General features: G+C 68.1%; 17 protein-coding genes. 1 reads left to right on the top strand and 16 read right to left on the bottom strand.

The genetic code is table 11. From position 1 onward, the window contains the following. Positions 1 to 96: 96 nt before the first annotated feature. The 10 genes from rplT to J2S73_RS14745 all read right to left on the bottom strand — a co-directional run bounded on the left by rplT (position 97) and on the right by J2S73_RS14745 (position 9,300). On the bottom strand, positions 97 to 465 hold the full coding sequence (gene rplT, locus J2S73_RS14790) for a 50S ribosomal protein L20 (RefSeq protein WP_306886384.1): 369 nt from the start codon (positions 463 to 465) through the stop codon (positions 97 to 99). A gap of 130 nt (positions 466 to 595) precedes the next feature. Continuing rightward, the gene (rpmI, locus tag J2S73_RS14785; RefSeq protein WP_306886383.1) at positions 596 to 793 is read right to left on the bottom strand and encodes a 50S ribosomal protein L35; all 198 of its coding nucleotides are present in this window, start codon (positions 791 to 793) and stop codon (positions 596 to 598) included. 417 nt (positions 794 to 1,210) lie between these two features. Continuing rightward, positions 1,211 to 3,103 carry a pyrroloquinoline quinone-dependent dehydrogenase gene (locus tag J2S73_RS14780; RefSeq protein ID WP_306886382.1) on the bottom strand — a complete coding sequence of 631 codons (1,893 nt, stop codon included), beginning with the start codon at positions 3,101 to 3,103 and terminating at the stop codon, positions 1,211 to 1,213. Continuing rightward, entirely contained in the window at positions 3,100 to 3,312 is a 213-nt protein-coding gene (locus J2S73_RS14775; protein WP_306886381.1) for a hypothetical protein, read from the bottom strand. The genes J2S73_RS14780 and J2S73_RS14775 overlap by 4 nt, the downstream gene beginning before the upstream one ends. Positions 3,313 to 3,453: 141 nt before the next feature. Next, entirely contained in the window at positions 3,454 to 3,960 is a 507-nt protein-coding gene (locus tag J2S73_RS14770; RefSeq protein WP_306886380.1) for a DUF302 domain-containing protein, read from the bottom strand. A gap of 30 nt (positions 3,961 to 3,990) precedes the next feature. Then, positions 3,991 to 5,202: a YeeE/YedE family protein gene (locus J2S73_RS14765; protein WP_306886379.1), complete on the bottom strand. Its 1,212-nt coding sequence runs from the start codon at positions 5,200 to 5,202 to the stop codon at positions 3,991 to 3,993. Between the two features lie 238 nt (positions 5,203 to 5,440). Continuing rightward, a complete protein-coding gene (locus J2S73_RS14760) occupies positions 5,441 to 6,316 on the bottom strand; it encodes an alpha/beta hydrolase (RefSeq protein ID WP_306886378.1) in 876 nt (291 codons plus the stop codon). A 107-nt stretch (positions 6,317 to 6,423) separates the two neighbouring features. Beyond that, the gene (locus tag J2S73_RS14755) at positions 6,424 to 7,662 is read right to left on the bottom strand and encodes an FAD-dependent monooxygenase (RefSeq protein ID WP_306886377.1); all 1,239 of its coding nucleotides are present in this window, start codon (positions 7,660 to 7,662) and stop codon (positions 6,424 to 6,426) included. Between the two features lie 70 nt (positions 7,663 to 7,732). Further along, positions 7,733 to 8,719, bottom strand: a complete 987-nt coding sequence (locus tag J2S73_RS14750) for an ABC transporter substrate-binding protein (RefSeq protein ID WP_306886376.1) — start codon at positions 8,717 to 8,719, stop codon at positions 7,733 to 7,735. Positions 8,720 to 8,877: 158 nt separating this feature from the next. Further along, positions 8,878 to 9,300, bottom strand: a complete 423-nt coding sequence (locus J2S73_RS14745) for a VOC family protein (protein WP_306886375.1) — start codon at positions 9,298 to 9,300, stop codon at positions 8,878 to 8,880. A 335-nt stretch (positions 9,301 to 9,635) separates the two neighbouring features. Between J2S73_RS14745 and J2S73_RS14740 the strand changes: the two genes are divergently transcribed. Beyond that, positions 9,636 to 10,550: a LysR family transcriptional regulator gene (locus J2S73_RS14740; RefSeq protein WP_306886374.1), complete on the top strand. Its 915-nt coding sequence runs from the start codon at positions 9,636 to 9,638 to the stop codon at positions 10,548 to 10,550. Positions 10,551 to 10,572: 22 nt separating this feature from the next. Here J2S73_RS14740 and J2S73_RS14735 read toward each other — a convergent pair whose 3' ends face one another. From J2S73_RS14735 to glgX, 6 genes are all read right to left on the bottom strand, one after another. Next, complete coding sequence (locus tag J2S73_RS14735; RefSeq protein WP_306886373.1) at positions 10,573 to 11,910, bottom strand: glycine cleavage T C-terminal barrel domain-containing protein; 1,338 nt, start codon at positions 11,908 to 11,910, stop codon at positions 10,573 to 10,575. Positions 11,911 to 12,059: 149 nt separating this feature from the next. Continuing rightward, on the bottom strand, positions 12,060 to 13,286 hold the full coding sequence (locus tag J2S73_RS14730) for an MFS transporter (protein ID WP_306886372.1): 1,227 nt from the start codon (positions 13,284 to 13,286) through the stop codon (positions 12,060 to 12,062). Between the two features lie 303 nt (positions 13,287 to 13,589). After that, the gene (gene treY, locus J2S73_RS14725; protein ID WP_306886371.1) at positions 13,590 to 16,265 is read right to left on the bottom strand and encodes a malto-oligosyltrehalose synthase; all 2,676 of its coding nucleotides are present in this window, start codon (positions 16,263 to 16,265) and stop codon (positions 13,590 to 13,592) included. Continuing rightward, the gene (gene malQ, locus J2S73_RS14720; RefSeq protein WP_306886370.1) at positions 16,262 to 18,157 is read right to left on the bottom strand and encodes a 4-alpha-glucanotransferase; all 1,896 of its coding nucleotides are present in this window, start codon (positions 18,155 to 18,157) and stop codon (positions 16,262 to 16,264) included. The genes treY and malQ overlap by 4 nt, the downstream gene beginning before the upstream one ends. Then, positions 18,154 to 20,010, bottom strand: coding sequence for a malto-oligosyltrehalose trehalohydrolase (gene treZ / locus J2S73_RS14715; protein ID WP_306886368.1), 1,857 nt, complete (start codon positions 20,008 to 20,010; stop codon positions 18,154 to 18,156). The genes malQ and treZ overlap by 4 nt, the downstream gene beginning before the upstream one ends. Then, positions 20,007 to 22,091, bottom strand: coding sequence for a glycogen debranching protein GlgX (glgX, locus tag J2S73_RS14710; RefSeq protein ID WP_306886367.1), 2,085 nt, complete (start codon positions 22,089 to 22,091; stop codon positions 20,007 to 20,009). The genes treZ and glgX overlap by 4 nt, the downstream gene beginning before the upstream one ends. Between the last annotated feature and the right edge of the window lie 19 nt (positions 22,092 to 22,110).

Raw genomic sequence — 22,110 nt, 5'->3', positions numbered from 1 at the left:
TGCTCCCGCAAACGCAAAAAGCCCGGCCACCGGGATGGCCAGGCTCGCTTCATCGACGTGCCGCGCTTCGAAGCGCTGCTGGCCGCGAAAAGCGGTTTAGCGGACGTCCGCCGGGAGGGCGTCGCGGGCCTTGTCCACGATCGCCTTGAACGCCTCCGGCTCGCTGTAGGCGAGGTGGGCGAGCACCTTGCGGTCGACCTCGATGCCGGCCTTGGTCAGGCCGTCGATCAGGCGCCCGTAGGTCATGCCGTGTTCGCGGGAGGCCGCGTTGATGCGCTGGATCCAGAGCGAGCGGAACTGACGCTTGCGGACCTTCCGGTCGCGATAGGCGTACTGCCCCGCCTTCTCGACGGCAGCCCGCGCCGTGCGGATCGTGTTCTTGCGCCGGCCATAATAGCCCTTGGCCGCCTTGAGCACTTTCTTATGCCGGGCGTGGGCGACGACGCCCCGCTTAACGCGTGACATGTTTCACTCTCCAAAATTTGTCGGACCGGTCCTCGGGGGCGCTGTCAAGCCTGGCCGTCCCGAGCGCGATCCGAGCCGTTCAATTCACCTGCCGGCCGGGGCCGGCTGCAAACCGCTCGTGGGACGTCGCTCAGCCGTAGGGCAGGAACTTCTTGACGATCTTCGCGTCCTGATCGGCCAGCACGGTCGTGCCCCGCGCCTTGCGGATGAACTTAGCCGTCCGCTTGATCATGCCGTGGCGCTTGCCGGCCTGAGCCACCTTCACCTTGCCGGTGGAGGTGAGCTTGAAGCGCTTCTTGGCGCCCGACTTGGTCTTCAGCTTGGGCATCTTCGTGACCCTTGATTCAACGGTTCAAAACTGGTCCGGGCTTGCCCGTTCCGGCGGCGGAAGGCCGCTCGACGTGACTGCGCCCTGCCGAAAAACAAAGTTCGACCCCGCGCCGCTGACGGCATCCGGCCCGTGCGGGCAGGCAAAACCGACATCGATCCGGGACCGTTTTCTTCCCAACCCAAGGCTCGACAGCCGCAAGGTTCGGGATCCGGGCCAATGCCCCGATATGAGGCAAACCGGCGCTCGACAGCCCGCCGCCGCCCGTGCGACCCGAGAGGTCGTGGGGACGATCCGCCGCCGCGCTCAGGCGAAGAATCCCGATCGCGGCCGGACCGTGCGTTCGGAAGGCGCACGATATAGCCGCGCTGGCGGCGGAATGCAAGGAAGGTTAGCGCCGAAAAGCCCGGTTTTCGCTCATCGGCCCTTCGGCAGGCGGAAGGCGACCAGCGCGTCGCCGAGACGCGGCCTGAGAAGCGCGCTCCCGCCGGCGGCGATGACCAGATATTGACGCCCGTCCCGCTCGGAGATGAACGTCATCGGCGTGGCCGCCCCGTCGAACGGCAGGTCGTGCTCCCACACCTCCTCGCCGGTCCACACGTTGAAGGCGCGAATCTTCGCGTCCATCGTCGCTGCGATGAAGACGAGGCCGGTGCTGGTCGCGATTGGGCCGCCGATGTTCGGGCTGCCCCACTGGTCGGGCCCGGTGATGCCGAAGGCCAGCGGCACCTCGCCCAGCGGCACCTGCCAGCGCGTCTCGCCGGTGTCGATATCGACGGCAGTCAGCGCGCCCCAGGGCGGCGCGTTGCACGGCACCCCCAGCGGCGACAGCAGCACGCCGCGGCGCATCATGTAGGGCGCGCCCTTCTGGCGGCCGAGCTCGCCGTCGCCGGCCGGGTCGTCATCTGCCGGAATGAGCCGCACCCACTGGACGAGGTTCATCACGTTGCCGATGATCAGCCGCCGTACGGGGTCGAAGGCGACGCCGCCCCAGTTCGAGCCGCCGCCATAAAACGGCATCTGGATGGAGCCCCCCACGCTCGGCGGCGTGAACAGGCCGTCGGCGCGGTAGCGCTCCGCCTCGCGCTTGCACCACAGCCGGTCGATCGGCGTGATGCCCCACGCGTCGCGGGGAGCGAAGCCCTGTTTCGCGATGGGCTTCGGGGCCACGGGGATCGGTTGGGTCGGCGACGTCTGTTCGCCCTCGACCGTGCTCTGCGGGACTGGCCGTTCCCGGGTCTCGAAGCGAAATGCGCCGGAATCCTTGTCCAGCACGAACAGCTGCCCGGTCTTGGTCGCCTGGACGATCGCCGGATAGCGGGTGCCGTTGTCGATCTGGTCGGCAACGACGGGCTGGGCCGGAAGGTCGGTGTCGAACAGGTCGTGATGGGTAAGCTGCCGGACCCAGAGTTCCGAACCGGTCCGCGCATCCAGCGCGACGACCGCGTTGGTGGCCTCCAGATTGGGCGCGCGGTCGCCGCCCCAGTAGTCCGGGCTCGGCGAGGTCGTCGGCACGAACAGGGTGGCCGTGTCGGTGTCCACCGACATCGGCGCCCAGGCGTTCGCGGCGCCGGAGCGTGCCCGGAAGCGGTCGGGGATCGGGTTCCAGGCCCATTCCTCCGCGCCGGTGCGCACATCGAAGGCGCGCACCACGCCGTCCGGCATGTCGACGGCCTGGTTGTCGCCGATGGCGGTGCCGACGATCGCCAGATCCTCGAAGATGACGGCGGGCGAGGTCACGTTCACGACGCCGGTGCCCAGCCGCGGGTAATCGGCGTTGAGGTCGATTGTGCCGCCGGTTCCGAAATCGGGGCACAGGTCGCCGGTGCGCGCGTCGAGGGCGACGAGGCGGCCGTCGAGCACGGGCGCGATGATGCGCCGTTCGCACGGACCGTCCTCGCCGCTTTCCCAGTAGCTGACGCCGCGGCAGATCAGCGAGTGCTGCTGGTCGTAGTCGCGCGGCAGCGGCGGGTCCGGTTCGAACGACCATTGCGGCTCGCCCGTCTCCGCCTCCACGGCGATCACCCGGTTGTAGGGCGTGCAGACGAAGAGCTTGCCGTCCGCGTAGATCGGATTGGCCTCGAACGTCGTCTTGCGGGTGCCGTCCTCGCCGTTGGAGAAGTCGCCCGTCCGGTAGATCCAGGCGACTTCGAGCCGGTCGACGTTTTCCGGCGTGATCTGGCCGGCCGCGGAATACTGTCCGCCGCCCGGTGCGCCTCCGTAGGTCGGCCAGTCCTGGGCGAATGCGGGTCCGGCGACAAGGCCGAGCAGGGCGGCTGCGGCCGCGATCCGGGCTGTGGAGCGGTTCATCGGTTGCGCTCCCGGCGGGCGCGCCGTGCGGCCAGGCCGGCGGCGATCGCGGTGAGAAATCCGAGGAAGGCCGTGCCGGTGGCAAGCACCGATGCCATCACGGCGGGTCCCATCGCCACCTGATCGAACACGCCGTAGACGGTCATGACGGTGACGGAGATCCCGAACAGGAACCAGATCAGAAAGCCGATGGCGCAAAGGGCGAGCATCGTCAGCCTCGCCCGCGGGTGGTTCGGGTGGGTGTCATCGGCGTTCCCCTTTTCAACCGCATCGCGACCGGTGCGTCGCCAGCCGCCTCGATTTTCTCCGGTCAGGCCGGGGCGATGTCAACCGCGACCCGGGCGACGCGCCTATTTGCCGGCGGACTTGCCTGTCGCGTCTGCGGCGATCGCCTGGAAGACGCCGTCCAGTTCCGTGGCCAGGGCTTTCAGCTCCTCGCCGCCCTCATCCATGTACGGCGCGAACACAAAGCTCGGCGTCTTGTAGGACAGCGTTGCGGTCTGGTCCGGGTTTTCCGTGAGATAGAAGCGGATCGGCGCTTCGATGCCGGCGGCGATAGAGGCATCGAGCATCCGGCGCGCATAGTCGTTTCGATAGACCCCGATCACCCGGTTGCCCGGGATCGTGATGCCCTGACCCCTGGCGCCGTCCGAAGCGCTGGCCTGGGTGACGAGACCCATCTTCGCCTCCGCGATGGCCGTCCGGGTGCGGTCCACCAGGTCGGGGAAGCTCATCTCCGTGTCGATCACGACCCAGCCGTCGCGGGGCGCGACCGACTGGGCGCTTGCCGGGATGACGGCCACCGAAGAGAGGAGCAGGAAAGCAGCGAGCGCCAGTGAGAAGGTGCGTGACGGCATGGCATGAACTCCGGCCTGGAGAGGGAACGGTCAGTCGGTAGCCGCGCGTCCCGTGGCAGGGAAGGCCGGGTCGATGCCGATTCTGACGCGGGCGAACGTTCCGGCCACGGAACCGAGGAAGCCGAACAGCAGCCAGCCCCAGCCGTGCAGGCTACCCGAGACGATGCCGCCGACGAGACCGCCGATGTTGCAGCCGAAGGCGAGGCGGGCGCCGTATCCCATGAGCAGCCCACCGAAGACGGCGGTCAGAAGGTCGCGCCGGGCGATTCGCAGGTGGGGTGCGAAGCGGCCGGCGAGTGCGGCGGCGGCCATCGCCCCGGCGATGATGCCGAAATCCATGACCGAGGTGGCGTCGGCGAACACCGACCGCTCGACGGCCTCCATCTGGCCGGACCAGTAGGGCCAGGTCTGGATCGGCACACCCAGTCCGTGGGCGATCTTGCCGCCCCACAGGGTGAAGCCCGACGTGATGCCCCACGGGCGGTGCAGGACCAACAGTGTGGCGATGCCGACCAGAGCCAGCGCGAGCGCGCCCACCGTGGTCGACCACGGACCGCGGAAGACGAACCCCATCGGTCGTCGGGGCGCTTCGGAAGGCCTTCCCTTCTCCAGTCGGCCGGCGAACCAGGCGATTGCGCAGCAGGCGGCGGCGGTGATGGCGAAGGCGGTGAGGGGGCCGAGCCGGGAGATCAGGCTGGTCGCTGGAAAGGCAGGCAGCGCGTGCCAGGCCGGAAGGTGGGCCGTGGCCAGGAAGGATCCGGCGACGAAGGCGGCGAGCGTGACCAGCATCCGGACCGATCCGCCGCCGACGGCAAACAGGGTCCCCGAGCCACAGCCGGCACCGAGCTGCATGCCGAAGCCGAACAGGAAGGCGCCGAGCGCGGCCGCGATTCCGAACGGGAAGACATAGCCGTAGGCCGGCAGCCCGATCCCCGCTCCATAGGCGATCAGCGGGAAGGACAGCGCGGAGGTCGCCACGAGAAGCAGGGCCTGGGCGCGGACGCCTTCGCCGCGCCGCTCGCGCACCAGAAGCCGCCACGACGAGGCGAACCCGAACGCCGCATGATAGAGGGCGAAGCCCGCGAAGGCGCCGATCGCAAGGGCTGCTGCCAGCCGCCAGCCGCCTTGGGACCAGGCCGCCAATGCCAGGACCGGAAGGGCCAGGCCCGCCAGGGCGAGGGAAAGTCCGGCGTGTCCCGGGAGGGGGGTGGATCGCTCGTTCGGTTTCGGCGTCGGTCCCATGAGCCGGTCGTCGTCTTTCTGCGTCGGGTCGCAGACGCGCTACGGTCTAGAGCCTCTTTTTACTCGAACAGAAATTCCCGGGCGCCGAGAAATGTCGCCGACCTTCAATCTCCCGAGGAAGTCCGTCTCGTTCAAATCAAGTCCGTTTGAACGGGACAGGCTCCGGGGCGGGGCGCAGCCTGCCGCAACCACGCCTGTTTCCGCGACCGTTTGAGCCGTCCGGATCGAAGGCCTGAGGTCAGTCGGCCGTCTCGCTGGCGCGGGTCGCCTCAGTGACCGCCTGAAAGACCGGGCCCGTGGGGTCCGACATCCGTTCGTAGATCTCGAAGTGGTTGCAGCCCGCGACCTCGGTCAGGGCCTTGAGCTTGCCGCATGTCGAGAGGGTTTCGGCGAAGGCATGGGCCTGTCGGATGAATTCGGGCGTCTCGCCGTCCCCGTAGAGAACCCACACGGGGCAGCGGATCCCGGAGACGTGCCGGGGCGCGCTCAGCAGGTCGACTTCGTCCGCGGACAGGTCGATGTAGGTGCGCCGGGCGCTCAGCATCACCGCCTCCAGATCGTAGGCGCCGCTGATGCAGACGAGGCTGCTCAGGACGTCCGCCGGGAGGTCGTGGCGCGTCCAGTCGAGGGTCGCCAGGACAGCCGCCAGATGCGCGCCCGAGGAATGGCCCGACAGCAAGATCCTGTCCCGGTCGCCGCCGAACGCGTCCGCGTTGCGGTAGGCCCATTGGACGACCCGGACCAGCTGCTCGACCATCGTCGGCATTCTCACGTCCGGCAGCTTGTCGAATTCCGGAACGACGAAATGCATACCGGCCTCGGTCATGGCGCGCGCCACCAGCGCCCCGTCGTCCTTTGTCTGGAAACGCCATGCGCCGCCGTGGACGTGAATGTGGATCGGCGCGGGGGTGGCGGACGTCCGGTAGAGGTCGAGCCGCTCGTTGGCACCGGAGCCGTAGGCGATCTCTTCATAGCCGGGGTGCGTGGCCTGGACCTCGCCCGCCGTCTGCCGCCAGCGTTCCAGAAGCTCGTCCGCGTTCTGGGCCCAGACACGCTGGTTGTAGGCGCGATCGAGTTCGGCCTGGGTGTAATGAAGATAGACGGTCTCGCTCAACTTCCGGCGCCTCCCAAGCGCTCAACGGATTTGTTTTCGGATTCTCGGGACCCGCCCGCCGAAAAGGTCGGAGGAACCGCTCCCGGCTCCTCCATCGTCGGTTCGTGTCAGGCCGGCGTGAGCTGCTCCTTGGAGAAGCCCGCGAGCCTTGAGTAGCCGCGCACGATCGCTTCGCGCTCGGCGAATGGAACGACCGCGTCGATGTCGTCGACCACGCCGTCGACCTTGTCCTGCACGGCGTCGATGACCCGTTCCGGTCCGCCCTGCCGATTGTTGAGGACGACCTGGTAGACCGCCTCCCGCCGCGCCGCCTCATAGGCGTCGAGACCGGCTTCGACCGACGCCGCCCCGTCGAGCGCCTGGGCCAGCGCCTTGGCGTCGAGCACGGCCTGGGCCGCGCCGTTGCCGCCGAAGGGATACATCGGATGGGCCGCGTCGCCGAGCAGTGTCACGCGGCCGAACCGCCACTGCGGCAGCGGGTCCCGGTCGCACATCGGCGATTCCCAGATGTCGTCGCTGGCCTCGCCGAGGGCGACGATGTCCAGTTCCGGCAAGGTGAACTGCGACAGCGCCTTCAGCGCGTCCTCGCGCACGGCCTTGTCGTGCCAGCTCGGACGGGTCTCGAGGGGAGCCCCGTCGTCCGCGACCCGGCAGGCCAGCACCCAGTTGGTCAGAAGGGTCTCGTCGGTCTTGCCTTTCGCAATCGGGAAAAGCACCAGGCGGGCATCGTTGCCGCCGGAAATGATGAATGTCCGTCCGCCGTCATAGATCGGCCAGTCGGCGGTGCCGCGATACATGATCCGTCCGCTCCAGCGCGCCCGGCCCTCGTCCGGGTAGAGCAGGGTGCGCAGACGCGAATGGATGCCGTCGGCGCCGATCAGCATGTCGGTCTCGACCGTTTCGATCTCGCCGGCGCCGGTTTCGAACCTGGCGGTCACGCCGGCACCGGTCTCTTCATAGCTCTCGAACCGGCGATCGAGGCTGACAGCGCCCGCCGGCAGGCGGTCCAGCACGGCGTCGTAGAGCACCCGCTGGAGCCTGCCCCGATGGACGGAGACCTGGGGAACCTTCAGGTCGGCCTTCAGGCCCCGGGGCTCGTCCCAGACCGTCTGGCCGAACCGGGTGCGGTAATAGAGGTGTTCCGGGCAGATGCCTTCCTCAACCAGCCTGTCGAGGATGCCGATCTCGGCAAAGGTCGCCACCGCGTGGGGAAGAAGGTTGATGCCGACACCGAGTTCCTGAATGTCGGGTGCGCGCTCGAAAATGCGCGACTGGATGCCGTGCTTGTGCAGGAACAGCGCGGCGGTCAGCCCGCCGATCCCGGCTCCGATGATCGTGGGTGTCATGGGTCTGCTCCGGTGACGCGGAAAACGGTGCGCCGCCCGACCCCGCTCGCGCGGCCGGGCGGCGGATTGTTCAGTTGACGAATTCGTTGGTGTAGAGCTCGCCCAGAGGCGTCGCCGTCCGCACGATGCCGTGCTCGACATAGAAGTCCTGGACGTCCTTGAGGCGCTGCGGGTCGACCTTGCCGAGGTCGTCCATGCTGGCGACCGGGTAGACGAGCGTGTTGTAGCGCTTCATCACGTTCTCCAGCATGCCCTGCTTGCCCTCGAACGCCGGAACGTTCTCCGCCAGATAGGTGGAGGCGCCCGTGGGATCGGTCATAATCTCCTCCAGCGCCTTCAGGGTGCCCTTTACGAAGCCCGCCACGAGTTCAGGCTTGTCCGCGATGGTGTCGTCGGAGGCGACGATCGCCTGTGCCGTCGCGGGAAAAAGGTCGTTGATCGGCTGGATGGTCAGATCGACGCCGGCGCCCTGAATCGCCGCCGCCCACTCCGGAACCCCGGAGATCGCGTCGAGGTCGCCGGAGATCATCAGCTGCATCACGCCGGCCGGGCCGACGGCCTGGATCTCCACGTCCTCCTTGGTCATCCCCACCGCCGCGAGCGCGCCGAGAAGGTTGTAGTAGGTGGTGTCCTGAAACGACATCACGCCGATCTTCTTGCCCTTCAGGCCGTCGATGCCGTCGGCACCGGTCTCGGAGCGGATGATGATCTGGGTCAGCGCCTTGCCGCCGAGCATGGCGACGTCCTTCACCTTGAGGCCGTTGGCGCGCACGATGATCGGCGTGTCGCCGATCGAGTTGCCGAGTTCGGCGTTGCCGAGCGCAACCTGCTTGGCCACGTCGGCGCCGCCCTTTCCGACCTGGAAGGTGACGTTGATCCCTTCGTCCTCGTAGTAGCCCTTCGCCTTGGCGAGCTGATAGGGCGTGAAGGCGGGCAGGAATTCCGGCGCCGGGAACAGGAAGGTGATGTCCTCGGCCGCATCGCCCGGCGGCGCCGTGGCGACGAGGAGCCCGGCCGCGACGGCCACGGCCGCAATCCCCTTGATGAAGTGCTGCATCTCAGTGGTCCCCTCTGGAAGGTGGTCGCTGGTCTGGCCGCATCTCCGGGCTCTGCGGCCTTTTCGGGGAGAGGCGGCGAAAGAGACCGGCGTCGCTCTGAACGCCGGAAGTTCCCGCTGGACGGACATGTCCTCCCGTCCGTCCAGCGGGTGGAGGCTTATTCGCCGGGCGGATCGACGCGGCTGTCGGTGCCCAGCCACCCGTGATGGGAGATGTCGAAGACGATGCCGTCGGGATCCTTGAACTTGCGCTCGAAGTTGCCCTTCCGCTCGTCGCCGAGGTCGAAGAAGAATTCGCCGCCGGCCTCTTCGATGAGGCGCTGGGTCTCCTTCAGGTCGTCCACCTGGACACCGAAATGGTTGGCTCCGAGGAAGCTTGCGGCGTTCTCCACGCCGGATCCGGTGTCGCCGGAGAAGTTGAGCAGCGCCAGGTTGATCACGCCGTCGCTGAGATAGTAGGCGGTGCCGATCGAGACGGTTTCCTGGCCGACTTTCTTGAAGCCGAAGACCTTCTCGTAGAAGGCGGCGGAGCGGTCGAGGTCCCCCACACAGATCGCGAAATGCCGCAGTCGTGGCGCCATGGTGTGCTTGCTCCTCGTGCTGTCCTGAGTGCGACGCGCGCCAGCGGCGCGGCCGGGTGGCTGGATGAAGGGTGGTCCGGAACGGCGATCGCGACGGCTCCGGCCGGCGAACCGTGAATGGCCCGGATGCGCCCTGTCATTCTGGGCATAAAGGCCCGGGTCCGGAGGTTGCCAGGGCCGACCGCGTTTCCGCGCCGGCCGATTGGTTGAACCGCGGCGCAAGCTGCGGAAGCGCTGGAGCTGAGCAGGTTCGTGGTGCGGACCATCCCGCCAGCTTAGGATGGGCCTATGGCGCCCACTATTGCATTTCGAAGCTGCTGCTATACCGTTTTGTAATGACTTTGAACCCGCGAGAGCTTGCTGCTTTCTTGAGCATCATGCGGCTGGGCAGCATCAATTCGGCCGCCCAGTCCCAGGGTATGACCCAGCCTGCGCTCAGCCGGTCGCTGAAACGCCTGGAGGACCGGCTCGGGGTTCCGCTGTTCGTGCGGCATTCCACCGGCATGGAGCCGACCCGCTTTGCCCGGGTGCTGCGCGATTATGCGGAGCTGATGGAGTTCGAATCCGACCGGGTCGTCGAGGAGATCAAGCTTCTCAACGGGGCGGCGACGGGTCTGGTCCGGCTCGGCATCGTGCCAAGCGTCGCCCAGACGCTCCTGCCGCGGGCGCTGGAGCGGGCCCGCCGCCAGTCTCCGGGCATCCAGGTCCGGGTGGTTGAAGGATCCGGCGACCATATGATTGCGGCCGTGTCGCGCGGCGAGGTGGACTTCGCCGTCGTCGGGATGCCCCACGATCCCTCCGACCACACCGTCTCCGTCACACCGCTCGGCATGGAGGGCGTCTGTGTGGCTGCGCGCAGCGGTCATCCGTTGATGTCGAAGCGCGACCTGACCATCGACGACCTGCGGGCCTATCCCTGGGCTTTGCCGGAGAAGGGCAACGTCATCTGGTACGGCTTCCACGCGCTCTTCAACCGCGCCTACATGGAACCGCCGGTCCCGGCCGTCTCCTCCAATTCGGTGCTGGTGCTGAAGTCGATGGTGCTCAACGACGACTATCTCACCATGATGACGCGGGTGGTGTTCGCCATCGAGGAGCGGGAGGGGCTGATGGCGCCCGTGCCGCTGGAAGCGGCCTCGTGGGAGAGGCGGCTGGCCATCGCGCGGCGCGCCACCGGAACGATGCTGCCGGCGGCGCGCCTGCTTCTGAGGGAGCTTCAGGAGGCCGGCCAGGATCCGGCGGGGATCTGACCGGTCTCGTCTGTCGGGTGGACTAGTCTGCCCAGTCCCGGCCGGCGGCGACCGCCCGCTCCCGGGCGCTCGGGTTCACCGATGGCCGGAACGGCACCTCGCAGACCACCGCGTCGACCGACTGGCCCGAGGTTTCGCTGTAGGCTTCCGGCAGCTCCACCTTCAGCTGGGTTCCGATGGTCGACATCTCCACCGGCACGTAGCCGAGGGCGATGTTGGTCTCCAGCTCCGGCGACCACCAGGGCGACGTGACGTAGCCGACGCGGTTTCCGTCGATGTCGTCGATAAGCCAGAAGTCCGGCGCATAGTCGGTGATCGGCGTGCCGCCGAGCTTCATGCCGACGAGCTTCTGGCGGAACGGATAGTCGCCCGCGTCGATCAGGCTGCGCTGGCGCTCCAGCTCGGTCTTGCCGATATAGTCGCCGGCCTTCTTGCGCGGAACCTGATAGGCGAGGTTGACCTGGAAGGGCGAGGTTTCGGCGTCGAGGTCCTGCCCCCAGGACAGGATGCCGGCGGCGATGCGGCGATGATGGGCCGGCGCGATCACGCGCAGCCCGAAGCTCGCCCCGGCCCCCCGGATGGCGTACCAGACCGCTTCCGCGTTCAGTGTCGCGTCGCGGACATAGACCTCGTAGCCTTTTTCGCCGGTGAAGCCGGTCTGGCTGACCACCACCGAGCAGCCCGCGATCTCCGCCTCCATCAGCCCGTAATAGGGGATCTCGCGCACCTCCTCGCCGACGACGGCGGCCATCAGGTCTGCCGACAGCGGCCCCTGGATCTGCAGCGGCGCCACGTCGATCTCGGCGATGTCCACATCGAACCGGCGGCCCACGTTCACGCCCTGAAGCCAGAACATCAGGTCGGAATCGGAGATGGAGAACCAGAATTCCTCGCTGGACAGCCGCAGAAGCACGGGATCGTTGAGGATGCCGCCGGCCTCGTTGCACAGGATGCAGTACTTGCCGTGCATCGGTTTGATCTTGGTCGCGTCGCGGGTGATCACGAAGTCGACGAAGGCCTCCGCGTCCGGCCCCATCACCCGGATCTGCCGCTCCACCGCAACGTTCCAGAGCGTGACGCGATTGATGAGCGCGTCGTATTCCGCCATCGCGCCGCCGTCCTCGGGACGGACGTAGCCGCGCGGATGGTACATGCGGTTGTAGACCGTCGCGCGCCAGGCGCCGGCCTCGACCGACAGGTGCCAGAACGGCGATTTCCGCACCCGGGTGGAAATCAGCATCTGGACCGGGGTGGGTCCCGACTGGCGCAGGTTGATCGGGACGGTGCGGTCGGCCTGATCGACCGTCGGCACGTTGGGGTGGGCGCGTTCGCCCGAGCTGGTTGTGGTGACATCGAGCATCTTCGGCCCTCTCCTGTCGGCGTTTCCTCACTCCGCAGAAGAAAGGCTAGGCCCGTCACCGCCACCCGGGATTGCGAGAGAGCGGCACGCAGATGCTCAGGGACGACTTCCGGCCGGATGACAAGCAGTTGTGACCGGCCGGTGCGCGGTCAGGTCGGCGCGCAGTCGGGTTCGGCCGCGACAGGCCGGGCGGAGGTCTCCCGCACCGCGTCGAGCCGAAAGGAGACCAGCGCGAGCACGAGGCCGGCGAAGGCGAGCGACACGCCCATATAGGGAAGCTGGTCGTAGGCCATGCCCCAGGTGATGCCGACGCCGCCGGCCCAGGCGCCGATGGCGTTGCCGAGATTGAAGGCGCCCTGGTTGATGGTCGAGGCCAGGTTCGGCGCGTCGGAGGCCTGGGTCACCACCCGCATCTGCAGCGGCGAGACGAGCGCGAAGGCCAGCGCGCCCCAGATAAAGAGCGTGACCGCCGCCGGCAGGGTGAAATGGCTGGTGAAGGCGAACACCGCCAGCACCGGCATCAGCACGCAGAAGATCCCGATGACCGACGGCATCAGTCGCCAGTCGCCGAGCCTCCCTCCGATGAAGTTGCCCGCGGTCAGGCCGACGCCGAAGATCAGGAGCATGATCGTGATGGCGTGGGGCGACAGGCCGGTCACGTTCTGCAGGATCGGCGCGATATAGGTGAACACGCTGAACAGGCTCGCCGATGCGAGCACGCTGATCGCCATGGCCAGCACCACCTGCCGGCTGGTGATCGATTTCGCCTCCTGCAGGAAGGCGACCTTGGGAACGGGAATGTCGCGCGGAAGCCAGGCGTAGAGCGCCAGCGCGGCGGCGACGCCGATGCCGGAGACCGCCCAGAAGGTGGTGCGCCAGCCGAGCGCTTCGCCGAGGGCGGTTCCGAACGGCACGCCGAGAACGTTGGCCAGCGTCAGGCCCGCGAACATCATGGCGATCGCCTGGGCGCGCTTGTGCGGTGCGACCAGCGTGGATGCGACGACCGCTCCGAGCCCGAAGAACGCGCCATGGCAGAGCGCGGTCGCGACCCGGGCACCCATCAGCAGCCAGTAATCCGTGGCGATCGCGCACAGAACGTTGCCGGCGATGAAGACCCCCATCAGCAGCAGGAGGGTCCAGCGCCGGTCGAGCCGGGCGGTCGCGATGGCGAGGAACGGGGAGCCGAAGGTGACGCTCAGCGCGTAGCCCGTCACCAGCAGGCCGGCCTGGGGGATCGTCACGGCAAGATCGCTCGCGACGCTCGGAAGCAGCCCCATGATCACGAACTCGGTCGTTCCGATGCCGAACGAGGCGAGTGCGAGGGCCAGGAGGGGAAGACGTGTCGGCGACCGCGCGCCGCTGTCGGCAAGGCTCATGATGGGACCGTTCGCGAGAGCACGCCCAGGCCAAGCGGAAACCGGTTGGCCAACCGGACATGCGTTAAACAATGGGTTGGAGCCGATCGGCGCTTCCGTGAAACGCTGACAGGCCCTGACGAGAGCCTCCGGTCAGGTCGGACCGCCTGATCGACGGAAAGGGCTCCGGATCGAAATCTCTGCAATCGCCGCCGTGCGGACCGATCCGGTCCGGGCGGGGAATGCTCTGGGAGTGGGACGTAAACCGTCCGAAACTGCTTCTTTCCAGCTTATGCTGCATCGCAGCATAATCAAGCCGATAAGCTATCCATCGGCTGCATAGCTGGTCAGCATTGCGAACGGATAACGGGCGAACAGGGTCGCCACGGACACGGCACTGCCGCCCGATGCCCGCGCGTCGCTGAAGGCGTCGGTGAGGCGGCCGGCGTCGGGCAGCCTCACCGAGGTGTCGGTCCACAGCGCCGGATCCCGGAGATCGGGCCGTTCCCGAAGGAGCGCCAGCGGCAGGCGGGGGACGAGGGTGACGGCCGTGTCCCGCCCGTCGGTCCGGGCAAACGCGATCAGGTGATCGCGTCGCGCCCCGTCGACGGCGAGCGGGGAATAGGCTCCGGTCGTGAACAGGTCCGGCCGGGCGTGTCGGTGGGACAGGCCGGTCCGGATCAGGTGGGGCTTGATGGCGCCGAGGGGCGGGCAGCCTTCCGCGGGCCACGCCGGTAGCGAGGCGTCGAGCGTTTCGTCGAGACGGGCGAAGTCCACCGGCCGCCGGTTGTCGGGATCGACCAGGCTGAAATCGCCGCGCTCGGTGCCCTGATAGATGTCGGGAATGCCCGGCGCGGTCATCTTGATCAGGGTCTGGGCCAGGCTGTTGATGCGGCCTGCCGCCACGAACGGCTTCAGGGTTTCGGTGAAGTCGGACAGGAAGCCGGTGTTGTCCGGCGACAGCAGCCGTGCCGCGTAGGCCTGCACCGCCTGTTCGTAGGCGCCATCGACCTCGGTCCAGCTGGTCCGAGCCTTCGCCTCGCGCATCGCCTTCTCAAGATAGCCGGCGAAACGATCGGCGAGTGCCGTCAGCGCAGCCGGGTCGGTCGGCAGGTCTTCCGGAAAGGCGCCGGCGAGTGCCTGATAGATCAACCACTCCGTGTTCGGGTCCGGCGCCGGTCCGTCCGCGAGCTCCACCACATGGTTGGAGTTGTGCCGCCGCCAGCGCGCCACTGCGTCCCGCCAGGTCTCGGGCGCCTCGCTCAGCGCGTAGAGGCGGGCGCGGGCATCCTCGCCGCGCTTGGTGTCGTGGGTGGCGGTGCCGAGAAGCCCGCGCGGCTGGGCCGCGACCCGTTCCGCCATGCGGCCGTGAAAGGCGCTCGCCGGTGCGAACGCATCGTCCGGATCGCCGCCGACCTCATTGACCGCGATCAGCCGGTTGAAGCGGTAGAACAGCGTGTCCTCGATCGCCTTCGCCATCACCGGGCCGGTCAGCTGCTGGAAGAGGGTGCGGAAGCGGACGGCGGTTTCGCGCGCCTCCTCCCCGAGGTCGCCGAGGAGTGCCGCGACGGCCAGATCGAGCGCTGCGCCGTCCGGCGCGGGATCCTGCCCGCGCGCCGCCGTCGCGACGGTCTCGAGCAGCGTGCGGTCGGCGTCCGCCATGCCGGCGGCGTTGCCATAGGTGCGGTAGACCGGAAAGGCCGTGACGAGTGCGACGATCGCGGCCTGGAGCGTGGTTTCGGCCGGCATGTCGTCCGGGCGCTCGGTCTCGGCGACCTCGAAGAGGAGGTCGGTGAGCCGGGTGACTTCGCCGGCGAAATTCCGCGTGGCCATCAGCGTCTTGGCGGCCCGGCGCTCGTCGTCGAGGGAGACCGGGGTCCCCAGCGCATCGCGGTACGCCCGGTCCAGACCCTGGGCGCCGTCGGCGTCGGTCAGCGTTTCGGCGAGCGACGTGATGAACTCGTAGCCGGTCGTTCCCGCGATCGGCCACTCGGCCGGCAGCGCCTCGTCGCCTTCCAGGATCTTCTCCACGACCAGCCAAGTGTCTGGCCCGACCCGCTCCCTGAGGCGCGCGAGATAGCCGGTCGGGTCGGCGAGGCCGTCGACGTGGTCGATCCTGAGGCCGTCCACCGTCCCCGAACGGACGAGGTCGAGGATCAGGCGGTGGGCGTCCTCGAAGACGTGGGCGTCGTCGACGCGGACGCCGACCAGCCCGGTGATCTCGAAGAAGCGGCGATAGGAGAGATGCCGGCTCGCCTCCTGCCAGAACATCAGTCGCCAGGGCTGGGCATCGTGCAGGGTGGAGAGCAGGTCCCGGTTCGCCGATACCCGGTCCAGCGCCGCCTGAACGCTGCGGCGGGCCTCCGGCTCGGCCAGCAGCCGGCGGATCTCGCCATGCATCCGGTCCGCGTCGTCGGGCGTGGCCCGGGCGGCGATCGCGGCCACTTCCGTCAGCAACGGCTCATCGGCGGCCGCCGTCACGATCTCGTAGCTCGACGGCGTCAGCGGGTAGAAAGTGTCGAAATAGGCGAGCGTCAGGCAGCCGTGCGCCTCGTTGAACACCACCTTCAGATCGCCGGCGGCGAGCACGTCGTCGAAGGTGCCGCCGAGAAAGGGAAGCGTCAGCCGTTCGCGCCAGTTGACGTCGAAATGGCCGGCATAAGGGCTCGCCGGGCCCCATTCGATCACGCTGTGCCACCAGCCGTTTTCCAGCGACGCCGCCATGTGGTTGGGAACGATGTCGAGGATAAGGCCCAGGCCGGCGTCCTTCAGGGCGGCCACCAATCTGTCGAGGCCTTCCCGGCCGCCGAGCGCCGGATCGATCTCGTTGAAGTCGGTGACGTCGTAGCCGTGGGTCGAGCCGGTGACCGCCGTGAAGATCGGCGAGGCATAGAGATGGCTGATGCCGAGACGCTTCAGGGTCGGGACGACCCCGATCGCCGTGTCGAACGTCATGCCGTTGCGGAACTGGAGCCGGTAGGTCGCGGTGACGGCGGTCATGGCTTGGGCCTTTCCTCCGCGACCGCCGAGACGACGGCCCGATAAAGGGGATGGGTCGCCAGCTCTTCCAGCGGCACCGACGATTTGGGACGCCAGTTCGGATAGCTGTCGAGGGTGCCTGGCAGATTGGTCGGCTCCCGCTCTCCGGTCAGGTCGGCGAGACGCACGGCCGCCAGCATCGACGGGGTGCGGGCGACGAACCGGTGCACTGCCACCGTGAGCGTCTCGGGGATCTCGCCCGTCGGTGCCCGGGCCGCCGCCCGCGCGGCGTCCGCGTCCCGACCCGTCAGCACGCCGGCCTCAGTCAGGGCATCGACCAGGGCCTCGCGTTCCCGGGTCCGGGCGTCTGCCTGTCCGGCGGCGGCGGTCTCGTCGATCAGCGCCTGTTCCAGGCGCAGAGGCACGTCGTCGCCCCGCCACCAGCCGGCGAAGGTTGGCAAATCGTGGGTCGACAGGCAGGCGAGCGCGAGCCGGGGATAGTGCTCGGCCGGCCGGAACCGGCCATCTGACCCCTCGAAATAAAGGATCCGGTAGGAGAGGATGCGGGCCACCTCCATCACCGCGCCGAATCCCTCCGGCACGTAGCCCAGGTCTTCGCCGACCACCACGGTCCGGTGGCGGTTGGAAACGTCGGCGAGAACCTCCAGCAGCCCGGCAATCGGGTAGCGCACATGGGCGCCGTCGACCGGGACGCCGTCGCGCGGCACGTAGAACAGCTGCCAGAGCGCCATGACGTGATCGAGCCGCAGCGCGCCGGCCGTCGACATCAGCGCTTCCATGGTGGCGCGCCAGGGCGCGAAGTCGGCCGCTTCCAGGGCGGCCGGCGACAGCGGCGCGAGCCCCCAGTTCTGACCGCCCGCCGTGAAGATGTCCGGCGGGGCGCCGATCGACATGTCCGACAGGGCCAGCTCGGGATAGCTCCACGTGGCGGACCCGTCCGGCGCCTCGCCGACGGCGAAGTCGAGATAGAGGCCGATGCGCATGCCGGCCTCGTGGGCGGCGGCTTCGGCTTCGGCGAGCTGGCTGTGGGCCAGCCATTGCAGCCAGGCGTGGAAGTCGATCTCCCGTGCGTTTCGTTCGGCGAACCGGGCCACCGTGGCGCCGGCCGGGTCGCGATATTCTTCGGGCCACTCATGCCAGCCCGCACCGTGGCCGCTCTCCACCATGCGGATCGAGAGCGTTTCGAACAGGGCGTGCCGGTAGAGCGCTTCGCCCCCTTCGTGCACGAACTGGTGGAAGGCGGAACTTGCGGACTGGGTCGGCGATCTGGTGTCCCGGATCGTCCCCGGCCACTGGTCGAAGAGCCGCTTCAGCAACCGGTATTTCAGCGAGATCACGCCTTCGTAGTCGACGAGCGGGGCGGCTCTCAGGCGCTCGACCTCCTCGGCCTTCAACATCGATGGGTCGAACCCCTCGACCTGGTCGACGGCGATGTAGACCGGATTGAGAAAGCGCCGGTTGGAGGGCGAGAACGGGCTGCAGCGGTCAGGTGCGGCGAGGAACAGCGCGTTCAGCGGATTGGTGCCGACGAAGTCCGCACCGTCGCGCGCCGCGATCCGGCAGGCCGTTGCCAGATCCGCGAAGTCCCCGATGCCGAGATTGCGGGCCGAGCGCAGCTCGTAAAGCTGGAGCACGATGCCCCAGCAGCGGCCGCCGGTCTCCAGCCAGTCGGGCAGATAGGCACGGTGGCCCTGCGCGTCCAGCTTCGGCTGCTCGCGCCCGGCCGAGCGTTCGAGCGCCCGCTCGATCGCGGCCTCGCTGTCGGTCTCGACGCCGAGGGCGGCGAGGATGCGGTGGGTGGTGTCGTCCGGCACCGGCACCTGCGCGCCGTCCGGCCCGACATAGAAGCGCGCGATGCCGTAGCGGTCTGCGAGACGGTCGATGGGTCTCATCGGTCCTTCCCCGCCGGCCCTCCGCGGCTGATCGAGAAGACGACCGAATGGGCGGGCAGCGTGTCCCCGCGCTCCTCGCCCGCTTCGACGCCGAGCGTATGGATCGGGTTGCCGGCGAACGTAGGAGCCGGCTTGCGCGCTTCCGACAGATTGGCCCGCAGTTCGAGAACGCCGCCGGCAAGCGTCCAGTCGATGGCGAGGACGCCGTCTGCCGCGGTGATGACCCGACCGCAGTGGGCGGGGGCGTCGGCCAGCATCGGCACGATCTCGCGCTGGCGAAGGCTGAGAAGATCGCGCACGAACCCGTGCCAGGCGCGGCCTTCGTCGCTCTCCAGCTTCGCCCAGTCCAGCGACGAGATCTCGAACGTGCTCGCCGCGTTCGGGTCGGGTATGTCCTGCAGCGACCGCTCGTCGCCCTGAAAGCCGATGAACGCGGCGAACTCGCGCCGGCGGCCTTGGCGCACGGCGTCGGCCAACTCGCCGTGAAAGTCGGTGAAGAAGGCGAAGGGGCGGGTCTCGCCGTACTCCTCGCCCATGAACAGGAGCGGAATGTGCGGCGACAGGGCGAGGATCGCCGTCAGAGCCTGCACCGTTGCGCGCTCCGACAGATCCAGCAGGCGCTCGCCGAAGGCCCGGTTTCCGGTCTGGTCGTGGTTCTGCAGGAAGTCGACGAACGCGGTCGGCGGCAGGTGTCCGCTCGGCACGCCCCTCGGTGCTCCGCCGCCATGCTTGGACGGTTCTCCCTGATAGGCGAAGCCTTCCGCCAGCGAGCGGGCGAATTTGCCCAAATGGTCCTCGGCGAAATCCGCGTAGTAGCCGTCGCTCTCGGCGGTCGCGATGACGTGGGCGGCGTTGTGGAAATCGTCGTTCCACTCGGCCGTGTAGCGCACGACGGAGCCGTCGTCGCCGCGTTCGTGGAGGCGGGTGATGTTGCGGTTGTCCTCGGTGGTCAGATGGATCTCGCGGCCGGTGATGGTCTCGCGCACGCGGTCGGCGATCTCCACCAGAAGCTCCGTTTCCGACAGCTCGTCGACCACGTGGTCGATCGCGTCGAGGCGGAGGCCGTCGAGATGGTATTCCTCCAGCCAGTAGAGCGCGTTCTCGACGAAGAAACTGCGCACGGGCGGCCGCTCGTAGGCGATCGCCGCGCCCCAGGGCGTGTGCCGTTCGGGATGGAAGAACGCCGGCGCGTAGCGGCCGAGATAATTCCCCTCCGGCCCGAAATGGTTGTAGACGACGTCGAGCAGCACCATCAGGCCATGGCCGTGGGCGGCATCGACGAACGCCTTGAAGTCGTCCGGCGTGCCGTAGGCCGGATGAACCGCATAGGGCAGGACGCCGTCATAGCCCCAGCCGCGGTTACCGGAGAACTGGGCGACCGGCATGATCTCGACGGCGGTGATGCCGGTTTCGACCAGATGCGGCAGCCGGTCGATCGCGCTCAGGAACGTACCGCCCGGCGTGAACGTGCCGAGATGCAGCTCGTAGATCACTGCTTCCGGCCAGGGACGGCCCGTCCACTCCGGATGGGCCCAGCGGTGGGCGCCGGGATCGACGATCACCGAGGGACCGTGCACGTCGCCCGCCTGAGCCCGGGCCGCCGGGTCCGGAACGGTGAACCCGTCGCCCAGCACGAACGCGTAATGGTCGCCGGGCCTGGCGTCCTGCAGGACCAGCTCGAACCAGCCGTCGTCGCCGGGAGTCATAGGCGCTTCGGTGGTGTCGTCCAGCCGCACCGCCACCTGCGTCTCGCCGGGTGCCCACAGGCGAAAGCGGGCGCCGCCCTCGGCCAGCAGCTCCGCCCCCCACGTCTTCTCGAAGCGGCGTCGGTCGTCACGTGAGTCGGCTGTCATTCGGAACTCTCAAGCAGCAGCAGACCGCGGGCAGGTGCTTCGATCTCGCTGCCCGCGTGCACCTCGTCGAACCGGGTTGCGGCATGGCCCGAGGCGGTGTCGATCAGTGTGCCCCAGCCCCGGCCCATCGGTTCGGGAAGCGCGAAGGTCAGGGGTTCGTGGTGCGCATTCAGGATGAGGAGCAGGCTCTCCGTCGCGTTGGACAGATGAAGCGCGATCGACCGGGAGTGCTGATCTTCCCAGTTCTCCGGCTCCATCGCACCGCCATCGGGCCGGCTCCACCGCGCCCATGCGCCGGTGCGCGGATCGGGGTCTTCGTGCAGGAAGCGGTCCTGGGCGAGCAGGGTACGGCTGCGCCGGATCGCGATCACGGTGCGCACGAAGGCCTTGAAGTCCAACTGGCGCGGATCCTCCACATTCCAGCCGAGCCAGTTCATTTCCGTGTCCTGGCAGTAGGCGTTGTTGTTGCCGGACTGGGTGCGGCCGATCTCGTCGCCCATCAGCATCATCGGCGTGCCCTGGGAGAGAAGCACCGTCGCGGCCATGTTGCGGCGCGCCCGATCGCGCCACTGCAGGATCTCCGGATCGTCGGTCGGGCCTTCGGCGCCCCAGTTGTAGCTGAGATTGTGCGAATGGCCGTCCTGGTTGTCCTCGCGGTTCGCCTCGTTGTGCTTGTCGTTGTAGCTGACCACGTCGGCCAGCGTGAACCCGTCGTGGGCGGTCACGAAGTTGACGCTGGACCAGGGCCGCCGGCCGCGGTTCTCGAAGAACCCCGATGATCCGAGCAGGCAGTCGGCCAGCGTCGGCAGCATGCCCTCGTCGCCCTTCCAGTAGGCCCGGACGGTGTCGCGGTACTTGTCGTTCCATTCCGCCCAGCCGGGCGGGAAGTTGCCGACCTGGTAGCCGTCGGGTCCGGTATCCCAGGGCTCGGCGATCAGCTTCACCCGTGACAGCACCGGATCCTGGTGCACGGCATCGAAGAAGACGGCGTTCTGGTCGAACGTGTCGCGGTCGCGGCCGAGGGAACTCGCCAGGTCGAAGCGGAAGCCGTCGACATGGCACTGCTCGACCCAGTAGCGCAGGGAATCCATCACCATCTGCAGCACGCGCTGGTGCCTGAGATCGACGGTGTTGCCGCAGCCGGTGGTGTCGAAATAGTAGCGCGGGTCGTCGGCGAGCAGATAGTAGCTGGCGTTGTCGATGCCGCGGAAGGACAGCGTCGGACCCATCTCGTTGCCCTCGGCGGTGTGGTTGTAGACCACGTCGAGCAGCACCTCGATGCCCGCCTCGTGCAGCCGGCGCACCATCAGCTTGAATTCGTGGATATTCCCGCCGCGGGAGAGATAGCGCGTGGCCGGGGCGAAGAACCCGATCGTGTTGTAGCCCCAGTAGTTTGAAAGCCCGCGCTCTATCAGGTAGCGGTCGTCGAAGAAGGACTGGACCGGCATCAGCTCGACGGCGGTCACGCCGAGGTCGACCAGATGGTCCACGACCCCGGGATCGGCGAGCCCCTCGAACGTGCCGCGGAGGTGCTCCGGCAGATCGCCCTTGAGGGCGGTCATGCCCTTCACGTGGGCCTCGTAGACGATGGTCTGGGACCAGGGCACGTTCGGGCGCAGATCCTGCCCCCAGGTCACGGCCGGGTCGACGACCACGCACTTCGGCATGACGAAGGCGGAGTCGCGCCGGTCGAAGGACAGGTCCCCGCGCTGATGGCCGATCCGGTAGCCGAACAGGGCGTCGTGCCACCGGATCTCGCCGTGCAGCGCCAGCGCATAGGGGTCGATCAGCAGTTTGTTCGGATTGAAGCGGTGGCCGGCCTTCGGCTCGTAGGGGCCGTGCACCCGGTAGCCGTAGAGCTGACCGGGGCGCACCTCGGGCAGGTAGCCGTGCCAGACCTCGTTGGAATATTCCGGCAGCGGCACCCGTTCGATCTCGCGGCGACCGGTCCGGTCGAACAGGCAGAGCTCCACCTTGGTTGCGTTGGCGGAGAACAGGGCGAAGTTGACGCCCGAACCGTCCCAGTGCGCTCCCAGCGGAAAGGGAGATCCCGCCTGGACCGTGTGCCGCGTTTTAGCCATGGAGCGAGGTGTCCCGAGG

The sequence above is a fragment of the Amorphus orientalis genome, from assembly GCF_030814015.1.
Taxonomy (GTDB): Bacteria; Pseudomonadota; Alphaproteobacteria; order Rhizobiales; family Amorphaceae; genus Amorphus; species Amorphus orientalis.
Note: the sequence above shows the minus strand (reverse complement) of the source record. Positions and strands in the feature narration are given on the sequence as shown.